The sequence below is a fragment of the Staphylococcus caseorum genome, from assembly GCF_049943195.1.
GTDB lineage: Bacteria > Bacillota > Bacilli > Staphylococcales > Staphylococcaceae > Staphylococcus > Staphylococcus equorum_A.
Map to the genome: position 1 here is coordinate 2210904 of NZ_JBNFUA010000001.1, position 17780 is coordinate 2228683.

A 17780-nucleotide genomic window follows, 5' to 3' on the forward strand; every position below is an offset into this window, starting at 1 on the left:
AAAAGTTGTACTTTGGGTTAGTATATAATTTTAAAGGTTTGTTTCCTATGTTTCGTAGGAGACAAACCTTATATTTTTAATTGATTTGTTCATTGTTTTAAAAATGGTAGTGATTTGGACCGCCTCCTGTGAGGAAAGCATCAGCCGAAGACTACAGGCTAAGGCTGTGCCCTCGGAAAGCGTGCACAAAAAGTACCAACTAACAATTACACAGTAGCAGTCTGATAGGATCGATAATACGAAATCAAATTTCAACTTTTGATTTCGTATTCCCGTTCCTTTTTTATGTTCTCATTGGTATTTCTAATCATTTTTAATATTCTAGACGTACTTTAGACAGCCTATCATACTAAAAAGGCTACTGATATAGTTCTAATTATCCCCTATCAATAGCCTTCATATGCTCATTTTATTATTCAATTGTATGAATTTAATCACTATTTCATGCGATCCAGTATCTCTTCTTGAATTACTTGCAACGCTTCATTATAATTTGTATTTGTATTTTCTTTTGCATTTACAACTAATAAATCTATAAGTTCAATGTCACTCTTTTCACGAACTTCATTTTCAAATTGGTGTAAATGCTCTTCTGAAGTTTCCGTGTTTTGCTTTTCTATTTGATAATATTGATCGGCTCCCAATCCACCTTCTTCAATCATCACAGAAATACCACTAGAACGTGTTTCATTCAATCTTTTGACTTTGATACGTTTATTTTCACGAATAACCATTTGAATCCCTCCTACATTATGCGCATTTTACAAACCCTTAATGCATATAAACTATTTACATATTGCTACTGATGGATTGAAAACAAATCGTCTTGGTGTCTTTATTTTTATGTATTAAAAACTATATTTACGAATCAAAATATCTAAAAAACTAGACCGCTTCATTTCAAGTTTGATTCGAGTGTAATACCTATCGTGTAAATATACAATATTTTTGCTCACTTATCTATACCCTTAATTCAAGGTTAATATATATTTCAGATAGATTTTATTATAAGTTTAATGAAATCTATGAGCATTGCAATGTCTTTTAACAAAATGTCCACAAAATTAATATTTAAAACGATTTTATCGTACAAAACTTAGTTGTATAATTGACAATGATTATTATTTACAATTAAGAAAGAGTGATGACTATGCTAAATATCGAGACAGCCACTTTGGAAAAACGTTATAAAATTAAAGCTCTACATATTAAAAACCAACATATGTTACAACGTTTAAATGCGCTAGGCTTAAATAACGGAGCGAACGTGAAAATTAAGCAAAAATGTTTATTCAAAGGGCCTTGTATTTTAGAAGTTAATGACCAATGTTTAAGTATACGTGGTTGTGATGCATGTCAGATTTTTTTAGAGGAAGCACATGAATAATAGCTATTGTATCCTAGGAAATCCTAATGTAGGTAAGACCTCATTATTTAATGCATTAACTGGCACTTACGAATATGTAGGCAACTGGAGCGGCGTTACCGTTGAGAAGAAGGTCGGCCGTCTAAAAGAGAACGCTGGAAGCCTTATAGATTTACCTGGTATATACGAACTGTCACCTATTTCTAAAGATGAAACTGTAGTGACCGACTACTTATTAAACAATGACTTCTCAGGTATGATCAATATCATAGATGCAAGCCAACTCAAACGAAATTTACAATTAACAGTTCAATTAATGGAATTAGGGGCACCCATTATTATCGGCTTAAATATGATAGATGTAGCCACAAAACGTGGTATTCGTATTAATCAGACTGCTCTAATGAAGAAATTAAAACTACCCTTATTACCTATCCTAGCGAGAAGTGGTAAAGGTACGACTCATTTATTACATGCGCTTAAAGACCATTCATTATCAAAATCTAGACCTTTACGAATAAATTATGGCGAAAAATTTGAAGATACAATATCTTGTATTGAAAAATATTTATCTGAACACACTTCTTTCGATAAACAGCTTTTCAGATTTATCGCTATACAATTCCTTTTAGACAATCCTAAAATTCATGAATTACTCGATGAAATCGTGTTAGAAAAAATCATCCCTTTACGTGAAACATTATCTGATTTACTAGACTGTTCTATTCGTGAATTAGTACAACGTAAACGTAGCGACTACATAGCTCAATTATTAGACGGGGTGATTGAATATCCTGATGAAGAACAACAATATCTTTCTAATCGTATAGATAAATTGCTAACACATAGAATATTAGGTATCATGTGGCTCATATTCCACATTACATTTACATGGGTAGGTACACCATTATCTGATCAGCTTGATGAATTTCTTGGTGGCACATTTACCGATACCGTTAAGTCAGTCATGGATAACCTTGGTGTTGTAGCTTTCTTACAAGATTTAATTACTGACGGAGTGATCGCAGGTGTTGGGGGTGTATTAGTATTCGTCCCTCAGATTATCGTACTCTTCTTCTTTATTTCTTTACTAGAAGATTCAGGTTACATGGCACGTATAGCTATATTGATGGATAGAATTATGGAAACCTTTGGCTTAAGTGGTAAATCCTTTATTCCTATGATTATTGGTTTCGGGTGTAACGTGCCTAGTATTATGGCTGCACGTAGTATTGAAAGTGAGAAAGAACGTCTTTTTAATTGCACCGTTTATGTCATGTTCTGCAAGACTACCTGTGTATGCATTATTTGTTGGTGTTTTCTTCGAGCAAAATCAAGCGCTCATTGTGTTAAGTCTTTATGTGCTTGGCATTGTCATCGCATTATTAACAAGTGTCTTACTGACTAAAACTGTGCTGAAAAATGATGATTCAGTATTTATCGTGGAATTACCGACATATCGTTTACCTTCTATCAAAACACTTTGGAGAAGTACTTGGGAAAAGCAAAAGGATTTGTTAAAAAAGCAGGAACTTTCATCTTTGCAGGTTCAGTAGTTATTTGGCTTTTAAATTATACAGGACCAGGTGGTTTCAACGTAGATGTAAACGACAGCTTTTTACATTCTATCGGAAGTTTCTTTGCAGTTTTAGTTGCACCTTTAGGATTCGGAACTTGGCAAGCAGGCGCGACGCTTGTTCCAGGGTTCTTAGCTAAAGAAGTCATAGTTAGTTCGATGGCTATTATTTATGCTTCAGATGAAGCCGGATTAGTAAATATCGTTCAAGATCAATTTACGCCATTATCAGCCTATGCCTTTATGATATTTATCCTATTGTACATACCTTGTTTATCGACTGTAGCAACCATTCGTAAGGAAACCTATGCTTTGAAATGGACAATATTCGCAGTAGCCTATCCTTTAATTGCTGCCTATATACTGACATTCATCTTCTACCAAGTTGGCCAATTTTTTATTTAAGCACGTGATTTTATGTCGATTATCATTAACATCGTTATCTTTTTAGCAATTTTTGGCTACACTATATTTACATTAACTAAATTTATGAAAAAATCTAAAGAAGGAAAATGCAGCTCTTGCGGTTCTAAAGAAGGTTGTAATACAAAAGAATAACAGTGAACTAAATAGAGCCTATGTGTTCAATCACTAAAATAGATAAAAACATAAAAAATGATGAGGCTGGGACAGAAATAAATGTCTCAGCCTCATATATTAAATTCCTCTAGTTAATTGCTCACCAGAATTCTAAGCTTGGAGTTAAAATTATACTCAATGTGATTTTCTAACTTTTTAGATTTACTTATTCATTATTATTGATTTGTGCTTGTAACGATTGTGAATTAGACCGTGAAATATTAAGTAAATATTTTGATTTTGCTAGTGATTGCTTACTATTATTATAGGAAACCCCAGTTCGCTTAGAAAGTATAACTGTTACTAGTGAACCTATCATCGTTACCATTGTAATTGTGATAAATGGCGACACAGACGTAGTTGGATTAACAAAAAAGATAATCACAGCGATAAATATAGATACTACAGCGATACTGATTAATATTAATGTAGCATACATATATTGTGTTGCTTGTTTTAAATGTTTTTGAAATTGTTCTTTAGAACGCTCGTAGTGAATATTGTTTTTATATAATTTTAAATCTTCGTTTGCATCCATCGTTTGTGCAAAATCTGAAATTTCTTTATTATTATCTTTTTTTAATTCTTCAATAATTGGTTGATAACCAAACGTAAGTGCAATTTTTCTTTCTTTTTCTGTGCCCTTTGCAAGACGGTTCAATTCTTCTAATTTTTGTTGGTTCATTGTTTCCACTCCCATATTGTTTAATATCAATCCGTGTTATTAAGCTAGCACTCATTTATCCATTGAGTCTGCTATTTGTTAACAATAGGTGCTTCTAAACATTATTATTTCTTTTGTGGTGATTCTGTTTTGTGTGAATTTTGAACTTTAGTTTGCGTGTCTGTAGTACTATCTTGTTTTTCTTGAGCATTGGCTACGTGACTACCAAATAAAGTACCCGAACCTAACAAGACACATAAAAAGAGACCGCCTAACCAAGTGAAGAACGTCGGTTTTTTCCTACGTTCATAACGCTTTGCTTTTTCAGCACCATCGTCTAATAAGTTGCCTACATCGATGTTTTGAGGTTCAACAAAATTATTGAAATTTGTTTGATTTGAATCATTATTTGAAAAACTTAAAGCTTGTTGCTTAATTTCCATAGCACGGGCAGAGATACTTAAACTTGTTTGGTTACTTTGTTCTAGTTGCTGATTTAAACGGTCTAAATGACTTCTATTATTTTGAAGTTCCATTTCTTTAGAACGTATTGATTCGTCTTTATCCGTACTTTCTCTTTTCGTTTTTCTAATTCTACTCTTAACCAATTAATTTCATCTGTCATTTGTGAGTCTTTTAATTCATAATCAGTTACTTTTTGATTCACTGCTAAATCTAAACGTTCATTAAATGTTGTTTCATTATGAATTAAGTCTTGTTCTAACTTACTAATCTCTCCTCTAAGTTTATCTACATCTTCACTTCTTTTTTGAACTAATGTTTCTACATCTTTTTCCATAATGTTTTGCAGTTCCGACTTTTTAGTATCAATCGTCTCTTGATGATGTTGGACAATGTCATCTACAATTTTAGAAACATGCAAATCATAGTTGTTTTTAACATTAGCATCTAATACTTTGATTTGATTATGATAGGCATTTTTTGCTTTATTTGATAATGTCTTTTCATATTCACGAATGCGGTTTGTTAAAATAGGTCTTTCTTCTCTTTCTATTTTTTCTTCCATGTCTCGACGTGCTTTTTCGCCACGTTCATTTTTACCTGTTTCAAAATCTTTTTCTAATTTTTTGGTTTGTTCTTCAACTTTATTTGGAATAATCCCTAAATCTTCTTGGAATTTACTTTCTATTTGTGTGTAAGACTTGTGATATTGAGAATCATTCGATTTATAATTACGCGTTTTATCCGCTTCAATACTTTTGCTCCACAAATCAGTGACAAGTTGATTGAATATACTGTTTATAATATCTTCTCTCTTTTTTTGTAGGACTACTAATTTGTCATTTTTCGCTTTATTAAAGTCATCTTCAGTTAATTGTTCAAGCTTTTGGTAAGTTGGCAATACTTTTTCATTATAACCTTTGTCGTCGACAATACTTCTAAATTCTAAATTTTCATCATCTAAATAAACTTTATCTATAAGTGAATCTAGCGTGTTATATAGATTATCTTTTAAAAATTGAATGTCTGAAAAATCTTCGCTTTTGTTAATAGATATAATTTGTTTTTCCTTCTTTTCATTAAACAAATTTTGCTTAGCACCGCGTTTATTTTTATTTCCAATTTGTTTTATAATCGCTTCTTTCAATGGTTGTAGCATTTCAAATTTTAAGCCATTACTTAGATCAGAAATATTAAAATCAGGCATATTTGTCTCTTTTAAGATATCATTATTTATAATTTTTACTTTAAATTCATTTTCATTAGGTATATAAACCCTTAAACCAAAATTACAGTCAAGACGTTTAATTTCTTTTATGTTATGTAAGGAAGTTAAATCTGTAACACAGTATTCTCGATCTTCAAATATTTTGAAAGGCTCATTTTCATCATTGTGGTCTATCGTCACATCAAAAGATTGCACAATTTTAGAGGAACCTAAGATTTGTTTGAAAGATTCAACAGCGTTTCCTTTGGAATATCCTTTTCTCAATACCGGGGCAACGATTGGAACAATATATATTTCGGTTTCTCCTGCAAGTACATGGTCTATTTCTAAAGAACTAATATCTAAAATGTTATCGCTCATTACATGTCATCCTTCCATCCGAGTTATTGTTTAAAATGTTAAGAATAATACTTAAATATTTCATTTTATACTTAACCGTTGTTCTAGAAACAATATAATAATTGATTGAATCGTAATATATAAAAGTTTGTTCGTTAATAAGTGAGTCAATCGGAAAGTTTTTACAAAACAAAACTTTCCGATTTTATGACAAAAATATATTATAAAACAAAACTTATATAGATATTACAATCTTTACATATTTAATAATTATTAATTGTCAGAATTCTATTATAACATATTAATTAAAGTTATAATATGAACTTTTATAAAGAAAATATTTATTATTATTGAAAATTGTAAATAAATTTTATTATAAATATTTACAATTTATTTTCATATAATGTTCATAAACTGCGTTCAATTACTCTACTGTTTATATAATTATTTATAATGAAAAAGAGTGTTCAGAAATGATTGTTTTCTGAACACTCTTTTTCAAATTCTATAATTGTCTATGTTTTACATCTATTTACTTATTTTCTCTATTTGCAGATGGATAAGTCTGTCGTCCTGAAAGCTTGTTCTTTCTTAACATCTTAATGCTCATATTACAGCTTCACTATGTCTTCTCATTTCGTACACGCTTATTAATAATAGTTTTTTTAGCTGGAATCGGTACAATATAACTTGAAAAAGGCAATTTACTTATTAAATAAATGGATATTACAGAAAGACATAATATAACGATATAAGAAATAACAAACGTAGATGGATTATTAACAATATCTGCATAAGGATACTGTCTATATATCATAATTAATAAAACATGAATCAAGTATATCCCCATAGAATAATTTCCTATAACTGTTAAAGATTTCATTAAATACTTATAATTTTTAACATGATTATAAAATATAATTAATAGCGCAAGAAAGAATGGTATATAAATGATGTTAGCTATACTGCTTGAACCATATAAATTTGTAATATCAATGCTGATTATTAAATTAACAAATAATATCTTCCCTATTATTTTGAAATAAATTTTATATTCTAATATTATTCTATTAATTTCTTTATAAAACTTCGCATAACAAATGCCAAGGAAAAAGAAAGAAAGCCAATTCAATATAAATGCTTTACTATTAACAAAAGCGTTTAATAAGTCACTTTGGAATGTGATTTCACCTCTACCATAATTCAACCAAATCACATTTATTATTGTCGCAATGATATATGCTGCTATTAATGGTAACCCCTTTTTAAGTTTGTGTACGAATGGAAATAGTAAATAAAATTGAATTACTACTAAAATGAAATATAAATGTATTTCAGCTGTACCAAGTATATAGTATTTTATTAAAGGCGTCCCTGGAGGATAATATGTATTAGTAAACAGATACCTCAATACTATATATAAAGTTGTCCATAGTATATAAGGTATAAAGATTTTAGTGAATCTTGATTTGATAAAGTATAATAAACTAAATTTTCTATTCAAAGTCGAACTTGTAAGCAAAAATGCACTGATTACGGCGAAAATTGGTGTTCCTAATCTCGCTATTTGATTAAAATATGACAAAATAGGATCTGTTATGACGCCATTTGAATTATACAATTGAGCTGTTAAATGTATACATAGAACTAACATCGTGGCTATAGCTCTTATAACAGGTATTTCTTCATAATATTTCATAAACTAATATCTCCTATGGTTTTAATAAAAAGTTTTTAAATAAATTAAATAAAAAAACAATTATTCTATATTATCATAAATCAACCGTTAAAGCACATTGCTTCTGTATGAAACAATAATAAAAATAGATTGATAGTATTTTGACATAAAAAAACATCCCTAAAAGTTGAATTTTTATGCCCAACTTTTGGGATGCACCTCAATTTTTAAAAATTGAGGCTGTTTTTCATTTGTGAATGTTATAGCGGTCTAATTATTTTGTGCATTTATCTTTATAATAATGACTTAGTCCTACATATAGTCACCGTTTTCATTGTGTTTCCAAATTAGCACTTTATTTTCACCAGCTTGTAAATTTTCAATTGGTCCTAATAGTGTAGTATCCGCTCTCATATTTTCTACTAAATCAGTATTAATACTGATTGGCTTTTCATTCGGACTTTCAAAATCTGCATCTGCTAGTCTTACTTTAGGTAAAGTGTCACTCGATTGAGTTTCTCCTTTAATTTCAAAAAATGATGCTGGTAATGAAATGTTAAGATATAAACCTTCTGATTCTTCTTCTAAAGATAACGCAGGATTGAAGTTCTCATCTATTAAATTATTTTCTTCTTTTTCAAAGTGTTTGGCTTTATTGAAATAAGCATTATTGTTAATAAAAACAGGTTGTTTTATTTTATGATAAGCTTGGTGATCTCCTTCTTCTTGAGAGACCAAATACTTATATTCTTCTAAAGATGTTGTATAACCATTATACAGTTCAGTTCCAATATTATTTACAGCATTTTTCCCTATAAATATATTATTGTAGAATCTATCGTCTCCTCCATAAACTGGAGCAAATCCAGCGACTAATGTACTATGTGGCACATGGTAAGGCGTTGATCTATCTAGCATCAATCTATGAACCATTTCACCGTTAATAATATTATTAACATAAGCGCCACCTTGAGCATGATTATCTAAAGCGTAATCAGCAGTTAATATATTATTATCGACGAGATAAGGTCCGCTTGTCACTTCTACAAAAAGATCTCTTGTATTTTCATTGAATATATTTTTACTAATTCTTGTTCCTTGAGTTTGCCAATCAAACCACATACCTAAAGAGCAGTTATGAACGTAATTATTATAAACTTGTGTATCTAAAGCCGCATGTAGTTTAATACCAGCAATTTCATATCCAAAAAACGCTCTTCTATTACCAATATTAAATATGTGGTTATTATATATTTCACTAAAAGCGCACCCTAAATGACCCACAATAGCATTTTGTCCACAATCGCTAATTTTATTATCTCTAATAATGTGTGACCCTATCGTTTCTTTATTCCAATCAGCGTTAACAGCACTAAAAACTGTTTCTATTTGATATTGATAGCCAGGTTTATCTTTTCTAATTGAACTAAAGTTTTGTCCTGTAGATATCTCTTTACCAATTGAAACACCACTACACATTGAATCATGTATATAATTATTTTCTACGATCCATTTTTTACTCCAATTCGTATCAATCAAACCAGTCTGTTTAGCTGTAGGTGGAGACCATTGTGTTGCCGCATGCGCTAATTCAAAATTACGAATCGTTATATAATTAGTATGTGTTTGACTTGGCGAAAATACAGGTTCTCTGACGTTGATTTCTATTAATTCTTCATTTGGATTATAATTTTGAAAATTAGCGTAAATCGTAGTACTATTTTCATCTACTTCCGCATACCATAAAAATGTCGATAAATCAGCGTAATCAAAATCAACTTCTTTTTCGGTCCAATGATCAAATACTTTTTCGACGCTTTGTGGATTTTTCAATCTATCAAAAGCATTTACTTCAAATAGTGCATGACCATTTAAATATACTTGCCCTAAAGTCTGATCATTATCAACCTCAAGCCAATCACCAAATAATTTCACTGAAAAAGGATTAAATGTTTTGAATAATTGATTAGGAACTTCTACTTTCCATATATTTCCTTCTACAAGATGCCAATCATTTATTTCTTCAGAGCCTTTTATAGTCACTTTTTCATTTTTTGCACTTTCAAATGTAATTCTGCGAGATTCATTTAATCCTGAATTTATGTCGTTTATTTCTTCTCTATATATGCCTTCATGAACAATTACAGTATCCCCTGGCAACGCAAGCGAAGCCGCTTTATTAATTGTTAATAACGGCTCATCTTCAGACCCCTTAGCAAAATCTGATCCTGTTTTAGCTACATATAATTTTTTTGACATAATATAACCTCCGCTTATTTATATATTTGTTTTATTTCTCAGTTCTCCCACTTCATTATTTCTTATTTGGTCCTTAACCTTACCTATGAATTTTTCATAATTTAAAAAGAATGTAACAATCATTATCATTATAACCATTAAAAACGGAAAGTATATTTGCATCGATTTTATGGCAAATATAGTACTTTCAGATTGTATTGAAGCTCCTGCGACATAACCACCGAGGGACAATGACCACCCTACAATAGCTGACTGCAGACCTGATCCAATTTTCATCCCAGCACTAGCCAAACTAAACACTGACCCTTGTACTGGCACCCCTGTTTTCCAATATATAATATCGCCAATATCTGCAACAATACCACTGAGTGCAGCAGTAAATGGTACGATTCCTATACCATGTATAACTAAACCTATAACTAACATAGTTAAGTTTTCCGAAAACAAACTCATAATGATATAAGAAATTATTGATATTACTAAACCAATAATGATACTTTTCTTAATTCCAACCTTTTCTGAAAATTTAGCTGCAAGTAGTAAACCTAAAATTGTTGGGATTAAAGTAGCAAAACTTAAAAGTTCCATAACATTTTCATCGTTAAAAATATACGTAGCATAATATATTCTCATGCTATTATCTGTTTGACGTAAATACCATAGTAAATATAAAACAATAGTAATAAGAAAGTATTTTTCTGTCATTAATGTTTTTATAATTAATGTAAAAGGTATGCGGTTTTTTTGTTTTTTGACACCTTTTTTATCAATGTGGTCATATTTCTTAGTTGCAACGTTTCTTTCTTTTACAAAATATCCTGCAATCATTAACGGTATAGCACATAATGCGCCATAAATAATAGATGTAACAGTCCAACCTTGCTGATTACCACCGAATCCATTAACTAAAAATGTGGTAAATGTCGTAATACACAACACACTTAAGTTAGCAAAAATAAAACGGATACTTCCTAATGAAACACGGTCAGTTTCATTTTTAGTCATAAATGAAATAAGAGAAGAATATGCAACATTATTGGCAGTATAAAACACTACTGATATCAAAAAGTATATTGAAAAGATATAAATAATCTTTTCAGTATCACCAAAAGATTGTGGCACATTAAATAATAAAATAGTTAAGATTCCCAAAATAGGAGCGGTCCAAAAGACCCATGGCTTAGCCTTGCCCATCTTTGTATTTGTATTATCAATGATACTTCCCATAAACAAATCCGAAAAACCATCTGCAAACCGACAAATCAATATAATAGTACCTATTACTGAACCAGCAACACCCACTACATCAGTCATATAAATTATTATAAAAGATGCAATAAAGGTCCAACTATAATTCGCTCCAAAATCCCCGATACCAAAAGTAATCTTCTCTGGCATACCTAATCGTTCATTCTTATCACTTTGTTTAGAATCATAACTAACGGACATAATCCCCACCCCATTAATTTTTAATGTATGCCTGCTCATAGATGATTAACAAAACAACTATTCATAAATTAGAATGTCCAAACCAGTAATATGTATAGTTATCTTTACGCGTTAACTTTTAGCAAAGCCCCCTTATTTTTGGTTAGTTTGTTAATTTAACTAACCAAATTAACGTTAATACATCACCTTATTTCTTATTTGTAAACGCTTTCTTATATTGGAGTAGTTTTTTACTCCTTAAAATTAAATACAATTTAAGGATAATAACTCACTTAAAATTAGCTATATTCTTTATTTTTTTATTTTGAAATGAATGCCGATGAGCATGCACGTGTCTTGATTTTTAAGGTATTTCATTATCTACATTATCTACAAATAAATTTATTAAATTGTAGGGAGTTGATTACTACTAAACTGCTTGCCCAAACATTTACTGCGATATTTTTTAATAAAAGTTTTAAAAATACTAAAAAGTTCATTCAGTCCCATTTCTCTATATACTCTGAACTCCAAATGCTTACAAGTTTATCTATTTCTCTAAGAGGGGAAATAATTATAAGAGATTCTATATTTCATAGAAAGGACTGGCCAATCTTGAAAAATAAACATATCTTACATTCTAAACGTAACTTAGGTTCAGGGTTTCTTTTTGGATTAGGTTTAGTAGCCTTTTTTGATGAAGTCGTCTTCCACCAACTTCTAGCGTGGCATCATTTTTACGACAAATCTACCGTTGCCGTTGGTTTATTCTCAGATGGGTTATTTCATGCATTTAGTTGGTTTGCTACAATTGCCGCGATGTTTTTAGTAGCCGACCTTCGTAGAAGAAATGCATTTTGGATGAAACGTTGGATCAGTGGCATGTTACTCGGTGTTGGTTTTTTCCAACTATATGATGGCCTAGTACAGCACAAACTGCTTGGCCTACATCAAATCCGCTACGATGTTTATATTGTTCCATATGACATTGTTTGGAACGTAACTGCAGTTATCATTCTTATTATTGGGGCAATTCTCTTTATGCAAACAAAAAAAATAAATGTGCTATAGAAGGAGGGGGCTAAATCAATATGCATCATCACATCCAAATTGAAGGAACCGCATTTGAACCTACTGTGACCATATTGCTTATTACAGCCTTCCTTCTCTATTTAATCGCTGCAATAATAACCAGTCGAAAGTATAAACTATGGCCTATATACCGTTATTTCTTTTGGGGGTTAGGCCTTTTTTGTGTAGCTCTCTCTTTGGTAGGGCCTTTAGCAGCGTTTGCACACACTCATTTTGTTGGTCATATGTTCGGACATCTGTTATTAGGCATGTTAGCTCCACTTCTGCTTCTACTCGCTACACCGATGACTTTATTATTAAGATCATTGAAAGTAAAAAATGCCAGAAGAATTACCGACGTGCTAAAAAGTCGTCCAATACAATTTATTAATAATCCTATTACCGCTTCTATACTAAATATTGGCGGACTTTATGTACTCTACACTACAGATTTATATCTTTTTATGCACCACTCACTATTTTTCTATATGCTAATACATTTACATGTATTTTTAGCTGGTTATCTTTTTACTATATCGATTATTTATATCGATATTACCCCACATCGATATAGTCATCTCTATCGAGCGATTGTATTGGTTTTATCTTTAGCCGGACACAAGATACTGTCCAAGCATATATATGCGACACCCCCAAGTAGTGTTCCAAGAATTGAAGCTGAGATTGGCAGCATGTGGATGTATTATGGTGGAGACGTTGTTGATTTATTTTTGATTATCATACTTTGTTATCAATGGTATAAAGCCACTGCACCACGCACGATTAAACACGCTAACTGATGAATTATATTAAAAAGTTAAAATATAAAAAAGGCTGTGACATAAATACATGTCTCAGCCTCAATCATTATATTGGCATTGGCTGACTGAATTGAAAATGCGCTTATATCAAGCTATTAAGGAACTACTACTTCATTTATGAAGACAAGTAGTTCCTTATGCAAGTGCTTCAGCGCTTGTATTCCATTTTATAGTCAGCTTTGCCGGGTTGGGCTCATACAACGAAATCTCATTAGAGAAACTAGATTTCTCTCCCACTCCCTTTCACTATATTTTCTATTTTAAAAAATACATACTTAATAGCATAATGATTAAAAAACCGCCTACGAGAAATACGAAGCTATATATAAATGTCAGGGTATTTCTTAGTTTTGTAGTATTAACCTCATTAGGATCTTCACCCTTCATAAATGCTACGATTCGATCGTAAGTTTGCATATTATTAGACTTCTTAATAAAATCTACTTTAATAGAAGCGTACATCGCAATAATAAATAGCACAACCTCAATGACAATGCCAATCGTTCCCCAATAATAAAGCGCTCGACCAAATAAAATCGCTGCTAATAATATCGGCCACACCATTAAATGTGACCACAAGTTAAAGTTCGTTTGCTTTAATTTCTGTTCCATAATCTCCACATCTCTTTTGACTAAATCGTCTAAAGAAACATCGAACAATGAACTGAGCATAAGTAAATTATGAACATCTGGATAACTCTTATCATTCTCCCAATTAGAAATTGTTTGACGTGAAACATATAATTTCTCTGCTAAATCTTCTTGAGATAAATAATCGCGTTGTCTGAAATACTTAATTTGAGAACCTAAATTCATTTGTCGTGCTCCTTTGACTAGAGATTAATATGGAATTCATTATTAGACTACCAAAGTTCTTTGACATATGCACCTTTTCAATTGTCAAAATGCTTTTACACCCTATGATACCAACGTTTTTTAGACTGCCTTTAGACAGCACAAAAAAGGGCAAGATAGAAATCATAATTTGATTTCATATCCGCCCCACAAGTTTAACTAGCTATCGGCCAAGTACTGCCAATATAAAAACTTAAGTCGTTTGTTGCTGATATTGAATTTGGTGATCTAATTCAAACTCTTCACCTGCAGTGATTTTCTTATATTGATAACCAAAGTACAGAACCCATAATACCGTCAGTATAAATGCTATCACATAACTTAATGTAAGATCTAATCCTAAACCGATTGGCTGACTGAGAATGTATGTAAATATATTCCATGTCATGAACACGGCTGGTATTGCTGCAACCCAGAAATTCTTTTTAGCCATGAGTAAGTACATAGCCCCGACCCACAAAGCAACAGTTGCAGTGGTTTGGTTAGCCCAAGAGAAATAACGCCAAAGTATTGTGAAGTCTACTTGAGTCAAAGCGAAACTAATTACAAATAATGGTGCAGCTACGATAATTCTTTTTACAACACTACGTTGACCATAATTTAAGTAATCAGCAATAATCATTCTAGCACTACGGAAAGATGTATCCCCACTCGTAATCGGTAAGACGATTACGCCTAACACTGCGATTGTTCCTAAGACAGAACCTAATAATAAATGAGAAGCTTCACTTACCACTAAAGCTGCTTCGCCACGCGCTAATACATCACTAAGTCCATTGTAACCATTAAATAGACTCATACCTGCTGCTGCCCAAATCATAGCGATAATCCCTTCAGCAATCATCATACCGTAAAAGATAAAACGACCATTATTTTCTTTTTTCGTTGTTCTAGAAATAATTGGCGTTTGTGTCGCATGGAAACCAGATAACGCCCCACAAGTAATCGTGAAGAATAATAATGGGAAAATAGATGCCCCATCAGGATGCATATTTTTTAAATTAATCTCTGGAATCGGTGCGCCTGTTTGAATAAGACGGAAACCAATACCAACCGCACTAATTAATAATAATGCCCCAAATATTGGATAAATACGGCCAATAATTTTATCAATAGGTAAAATTGTAGAAAGAACATAATAAATAAAGATAACAAAAATAATGATGCCTAATGCAATACGTCCGTCTAATAAATCATGTAATAATAATGCCGGACTTGTCACAAATACTGTTCCTGTTAAGAGTAATAATAAAATAGAGAAAATATTAACAAAGTGTTTCATCACTTTTCCTAAAAATTTACCAGCAAGCTCAGGTAAATGAGCCCCTTTATTTCTGATTGAAATCATCCCAGTTAAATAATCATGAACAGCCCCTGCAAAAATACAACCCACAACAATCCAAATAAATGCGACAGGTCCATAAAGTGCTCCCATAATTGGTCCAAAAATTGGACCAACACCTGCAATATTTAATAATTGAATCAGTGAATTAGATGATGTCTTCATCGGTAAGTAATCGACATCGTCCCTCTGATGAAATGCTGGCGTCGGACGTTCCTCTTTCGTTCCAAACATCTTATCGATATATTTACCATAAGTGAAATAACCTACAACTAATAAAATAATAGACACGATAAACGTAATCATATTATCATCCCCCCTTTAGATAATGTGTAAGTGTTTTCTTAATTTAATCACAGTTTTTGATTTATCACAATATTACAATGGAATTTTTATATTAACTTAATAAAATTTAAACATTAAAAAAGACTGTTAGATTTCCAATGAGGATTCTAACAGTCAGTGATTTAATCTAGGATCTATTTCCCAGATTGTTTTATTTTGGTTATATTAACGTTTGTATAATTTAATCTTTATTTCATAATAGTCGTCATGATCTTTAGCTTGATGTTCATATTTAATGCCGCTTTTTTCAATGCTTTCAAGACTTTTACCAACTGCATCACGTGCGTCAGTTAAGTCTTTTTCAAATCCAAATGTTTGAGCCGTCACCTTTTCAGGGCCAACTTTTTGTTTCACTCGTGCTTCTGTTTGTTTTACATTTAGCTTCTGGCTAATAACAGTTTCAACCATTATTTCTTGATCTTCTTCTGATAAACTTAACATTGCACGAGCGTGACGTTCAGTAATCTTACCTTCACGTAAACGTTCGATGACTTTAGGTGCTAATTTTAATAAACGCAATTTATTAGCTATGAAACTTTGGCTTTTACCAACACTTTTAGCTAATTCACTTTGTGTGGTATCCCCGATTTCCAATAACTTTTTATATGCTTCCGCTTCTTCAACGACGGATAGGTTTTCACGTTGAATGTTTTCAATAAGTGCAACCACAGCAGTCTCTTCATCATCTAAATATCTAATAATGACTTCTGCGTGTGTTTTACCAAGTGATTGAAACGCTCTAAATCTACGTTCACCTGCAATGATTTCAAACATATCTTCTTCAATTGGACGTACGACGATAGGCTGTAACAAACCATGTTCTTCTATTGATTCTGCGAGTTCTTTTATCTTATTTGGCTCAAATACTTGTCTTGGTTGATAACGGTTTGGCACAATACGTTCGATATGAATAGATTCAACGCTATTATTATGATCTTCTTCAATATAACCAACAATGTCATCTTTGTTCTTTAAACCAAATAATTTAGAAAAAGGTTTCTTCATTTTCCATGCGCTCCCTCTAAATTAATTGTATTGATTTGCATTTACTTGTTAAGCAATGGAGACTTATTCGGTGTTCCTGGTTTTCTAGGATACTTCTTAGGTGTCTGACTTCTCTTGTCTATAATCATCATTTGTCTCTCGCCTGCTTCTTCTGGCAATTCATATGAAATTGTTTCTCGCACTTTACCACCCAAAATACCTAAACCGAAACGTGCTTCTTCTAATTCTTCTTCACCTTTAGAAGATTTTAAAGCAATGAATTGACCGCCTTTTTTAACTAAAGGCAGACACAATTCACTTAATACTGAAAGTCTAGCAACAGCACGTGCAGTTACGATATCATAAGACTCCCTGTAGACTCCTTTGCCAAACGTTTCGGCACGATCGTGCACGAAATTTACGTTTTCAAGGTCTAGCGCCTCTGCTAATTGATTTAAAAAGTTTATGCGTTTATTTAACGAATCTACAATTGTAACTTTTAAATTCGGAAAAATAATTTTCAAAGGAATGCTTGGGAAACCAGCACCAGCACCTACATCACAAATTGTTAATTCTTTAGTCAAATCCGTATAAAAACTTGGCGCAATTGAATCATAAAAATGTTTCAAATACACTTCATGTTCTTCAGTGATACTTGTTAAATTTATTTTTTCATTCCATTCAACAAGCATTTGATAATACGTTTGAAATTGTCGTTGTTGTTCTTCAGAAAGTTCTATACCTTGTGTACTGAGTTGCTTAGTTAACCATTCTACACTCATC

General features: G+C 31.7%; 15 protein-coding genes and 1 pseudogene. 5 read left to right on the forward strand and 11 right to left on the reverse strand.

Features of this window, described 5'->3' with window-relative positions:
• Window positions 1-437 precede the first annotated feature (437 nt).
• Window positions 438-734, reverse strand: coding sequence for a hypothetical protein (locus ACP3TL_RS11310; RefSeq protein ID WP_069832321.1), 297 nt, complete (start codon window positions 732-734; stop codon window positions 438-440).
• Between the two features lie 416 nt (window positions 735-1150).
• Here ACP3TL_RS11310 and ACP3TL_RS11315 point away from each other — a divergent pair, with 416 nt between their 5' ends.
• The 3 genes and pseudogenes from ACP3TL_RS11315 to ACP3TL_RS11325 all read left to right on the forward strand — a co-directional run bounded on the left by ACP3TL_RS11315 (window position 1151) and on the right by ACP3TL_RS11325 (window position 3500).
• Window positions 1151-1387, forward strand: coding sequence for a FeoA family protein (locus tag ACP3TL_RS11315; protein ID WP_069832322.1), 237 nt, complete (start codon window positions 1151-1153; stop codon window positions 1385-1387).
• Window positions 1380-3347: pseudogene (feoB, locus tag ACP3TL_RS11320) on the forward strand (ferrous iron transport protein B). The gene ACP3TL_RS11315 and the pseudogene feoB overlap by 8 nt, the downstream one beginning before the upstream one ends.
• 12 nt (window positions 3348-3359) lie before the next feature.
• Window positions 3360-3500 (forward strand): FeoB-associated Cys-rich membrane protein, encoded by a 141-nt coding sequence (locus ACP3TL_RS11325; protein ID WP_081325276.1) that lies wholly within the window; start codon window positions 3360-3362, stop codon window positions 3498-3500.
• Between the two features lie 187 nt (window positions 3501-3687).
• On the opposite strand, the gene ACP3TL_RS11330 is transcribed toward ACP3TL_RS11325, so the two are convergent.
• The 6 genes from ACP3TL_RS11330 to ACP3TL_RS11355 form a co-directional block, all read right to left on the reverse strand.
• Complete coding sequence (locus tag ACP3TL_RS11330; protein WP_069826255.1) at window positions 3688-4206, reverse strand: hypothetical protein; 519 nt, start codon at window positions 4204-4206, stop codon at window positions 3688-3690.
• Between the two features lie 104 nt (window positions 4207-4310).
• Window positions 4311-4721, reverse strand: coding sequence for a hypothetical protein (locus ACP3TL_RS11335; RefSeq protein WP_285336757.1), 411 nt, complete (start codon window positions 4719-4721; stop codon window positions 4311-4313).
• Window positions 4691-6235: a hypothetical protein gene (locus ACP3TL_RS11340; RefSeq protein WP_285336758.1), complete on the reverse strand. Its 1545-nt coding sequence runs from the start codon at window positions 6233-6235 to the stop codon at window positions 4691-4693. The genes ACP3TL_RS11335 and ACP3TL_RS11340 overlap by 31 nt, the downstream gene beginning before the upstream one ends.
• Before the next feature lie 601 nt (window positions 6236-6836).
• Entirely contained in the window at window positions 6837-7913 is a 1077-nt protein-coding gene (locus ACP3TL_RS11345) for an acyltransferase (RefSeq protein ID WP_277575742.1), read from the reverse strand.
• 291 nt (window positions 7914-8204) lie between these two features.
• Window positions 8205-10151 carry a right-handed parallel beta-helix repeat-containing protein gene (locus ACP3TL_RS11350; protein ID WP_069832325.1) on the reverse strand — a complete coding sequence of 649 codons (1947 nt, stop codon included), beginning with the start codon at window positions 10149-10151 and terminating at the stop codon, window positions 8205-8207.
• Between the two features lie 18 nt (window positions 10152-10169).
• On the reverse strand, window positions 10170-11600 hold the full coding sequence (locus tag ACP3TL_RS11355; protein ID WP_069832326.1) for an MFS transporter: 1431 nt from the start codon (window positions 11598-11600) through the stop codon (window positions 10170-10172).
• Between the two features lie 594 nt (window positions 11601-12194).
• Here ACP3TL_RS11355 and ACP3TL_RS11360 point away from each other — a divergent pair.
• Together ACP3TL_RS11360 and ACP3TL_RS11365 are read left to right on the forward strand one after the other, a co-directional pair.
• Window positions 12195-12650, forward strand: a complete 456-nt coding sequence (locus ACP3TL_RS11360) for a DUF2243 domain-containing protein (protein ID WP_256092653.1) — start codon at window positions 12195-12197, stop codon at window positions 12648-12650.
• A gap of 20 nt (window positions 12651-12670) precedes the next feature.
• Window positions 12671-13450, forward strand: a complete 780-nt coding sequence (locus ACP3TL_RS11365; protein WP_069832327.1) for a cytochrome c oxidase assembly protein — start codon at window positions 12671-12673, stop codon at window positions 13448-13450.
• A gap of 276 nt (window positions 13451-13726) precedes the next feature.
• Here the strand turns inward: ACP3TL_RS11365 and ACP3TL_RS11370 are convergent, their stop codons facing one another.
• The 4 genes from ACP3TL_RS11370 to rsmG all read right to left on the reverse strand — a co-directional run bounded on the left by ACP3TL_RS11370 (window position 13727) and on the right by rsmG (window position 17779).
• Window positions 13727-14287 (reverse strand): helix-turn-helix domain-containing protein, encoded by a 561-nt coding sequence (locus ACP3TL_RS11370; RefSeq protein ID WP_069832328.1) that lies wholly within the window; start codon window positions 14285-14287, stop codon window positions 13727-13729.
• A 232-nt stretch (window positions 14288-14519) separates the two neighbouring features.
• Window positions 14520-15974 (reverse strand): carbon starvation CstA family protein, encoded by a 1455-nt coding sequence (locus tag ACP3TL_RS11375; protein ID WP_069832329.1) that lies wholly within the window; start codon window positions 15972-15974, stop codon window positions 14520-14522.
• A gap of 204 nt (window positions 15975-16178) precedes the next feature.
• Entirely contained in the window at window positions 16179-17018 is an 840-nt protein-coding gene (locus ACP3TL_RS11380; protein ID WP_002506209.1) for a ParB/RepB/Spo0J family partition protein, read from the reverse strand.
• A gap of 41 nt (window positions 17019-17059) precedes the next feature.
• Complete coding sequence (rsmG, locus tag ACP3TL_RS11385; protein ID WP_069826411.1) at window positions 17060-17779, reverse strand: 16S rRNA (guanine(527)-N(7))-methyltransferase RsmG; 720 nt, start codon at window positions 17777-17779, stop codon at window positions 17060-17062.
• Window position 17780 lies beyond the last annotated feature (1 nt).

What these genes read in the sequence shown, in the direction of transcription:
- ACP3TL_RS11375 (WP_069832329.1), bottom strand. Translation starts at nt 15,974, where the DNA reads ATGATTACGTTTATCGTGTCTATTATTTTATTAGTTGTAGGTTATTTC.
- ACP3TL_RS11310 (WP_069832321.1), bottom strand. Translation starts at nt 734, where the DNA reads ATGGTTATTCGTGAAAATAAACGTATCAAAGTCAAAAGATTGAATGAA.
- ACP3TL_RS11315 (WP_069832322.1), top strand. Translation starts at nt 1,151, where the DNA reads ATGCTAAATATCGAGACAGCCACTTTGGAAAAACGTTATAAAATTAAA.
- ACP3TL_RS11330 (WP_069826255.1), bottom strand. Translation starts at nt 4,206, where the DNA reads ATGAACCAACAAAAATTAGAAGAATTGAACCGTCTTGCAAAGGGCACA.
- ACP3TL_RS11380 (WP_002506209.1), bottom strand. Translation starts at nt 17,018, where the DNA reads ATGAAGAAACCTTTTTCTAAATTATTTGGTTTAAAGAACAAAGATGAC.
- ACP3TL_RS11355 (WP_069832326.1), bottom strand. Translation starts at nt 11,600, where the DNA reads ATGTCCGTTAGTTATGATTCTAAACAAAGTGATAAGAATGAACGATTA.
- ACP3TL_RS11335 (WP_285336757.1), bottom strand. Translation starts at nt 4,721, where the DNA reads ATGGAACTTCAAAATAATAGAAGTCATTTAGACCGTTTAAATCAGCAA.
- ACP3TL_RS11350 (WP_069832325.1), bottom strand. Translation starts at nt 10,151, where the DNA reads ATGTCAAAAAAATTATATGTAGCTAAAACAGGATCAGATTTTGCTAAG.
- ACP3TL_RS11325 (WP_081325276.1), top strand. Translation starts at nt 3,360, where the DNA reads ATGTCGATTATCATTAACATCGTTATCTTTTTAGCAATTTTTGGCTAC.
- ACP3TL_RS11365 (WP_069832327.1), top strand. Translation starts at nt 12,671, where the DNA reads ATGCATCATCACATCCAAATTGAAGGAACCGCATTTGAACCTACTGTG.
- ACP3TL_RS11370 (WP_069832328.1), bottom strand. Translation starts at nt 14,287, where the DNA reads ATGAATTTAGGTTCTCAAATTAAGTATTTCAGACAACGCGATTATTTA.
- ACP3TL_RS11340 (WP_285336758.1), bottom strand. Translation starts at nt 6,235, where the DNA reads ATGAGCGATAACATTTTAGATATTAGTTCTTTAGAAATAGACCATGTA.
- rsmG (WP_069826411.1), bottom strand. Translation starts at nt 17,779, where the DNA reads ATGAGTGTAGAATGGTTAACTAAGCAACTCAGTACACAAGGTATAGAA.
- ACP3TL_RS11345 (WP_277575742.1), bottom strand. Translation starts at nt 7,913, where the DNA reads ATGAAATATTATGAAGAAATACCTGTTATAAGAGCTATAGCCACGATG.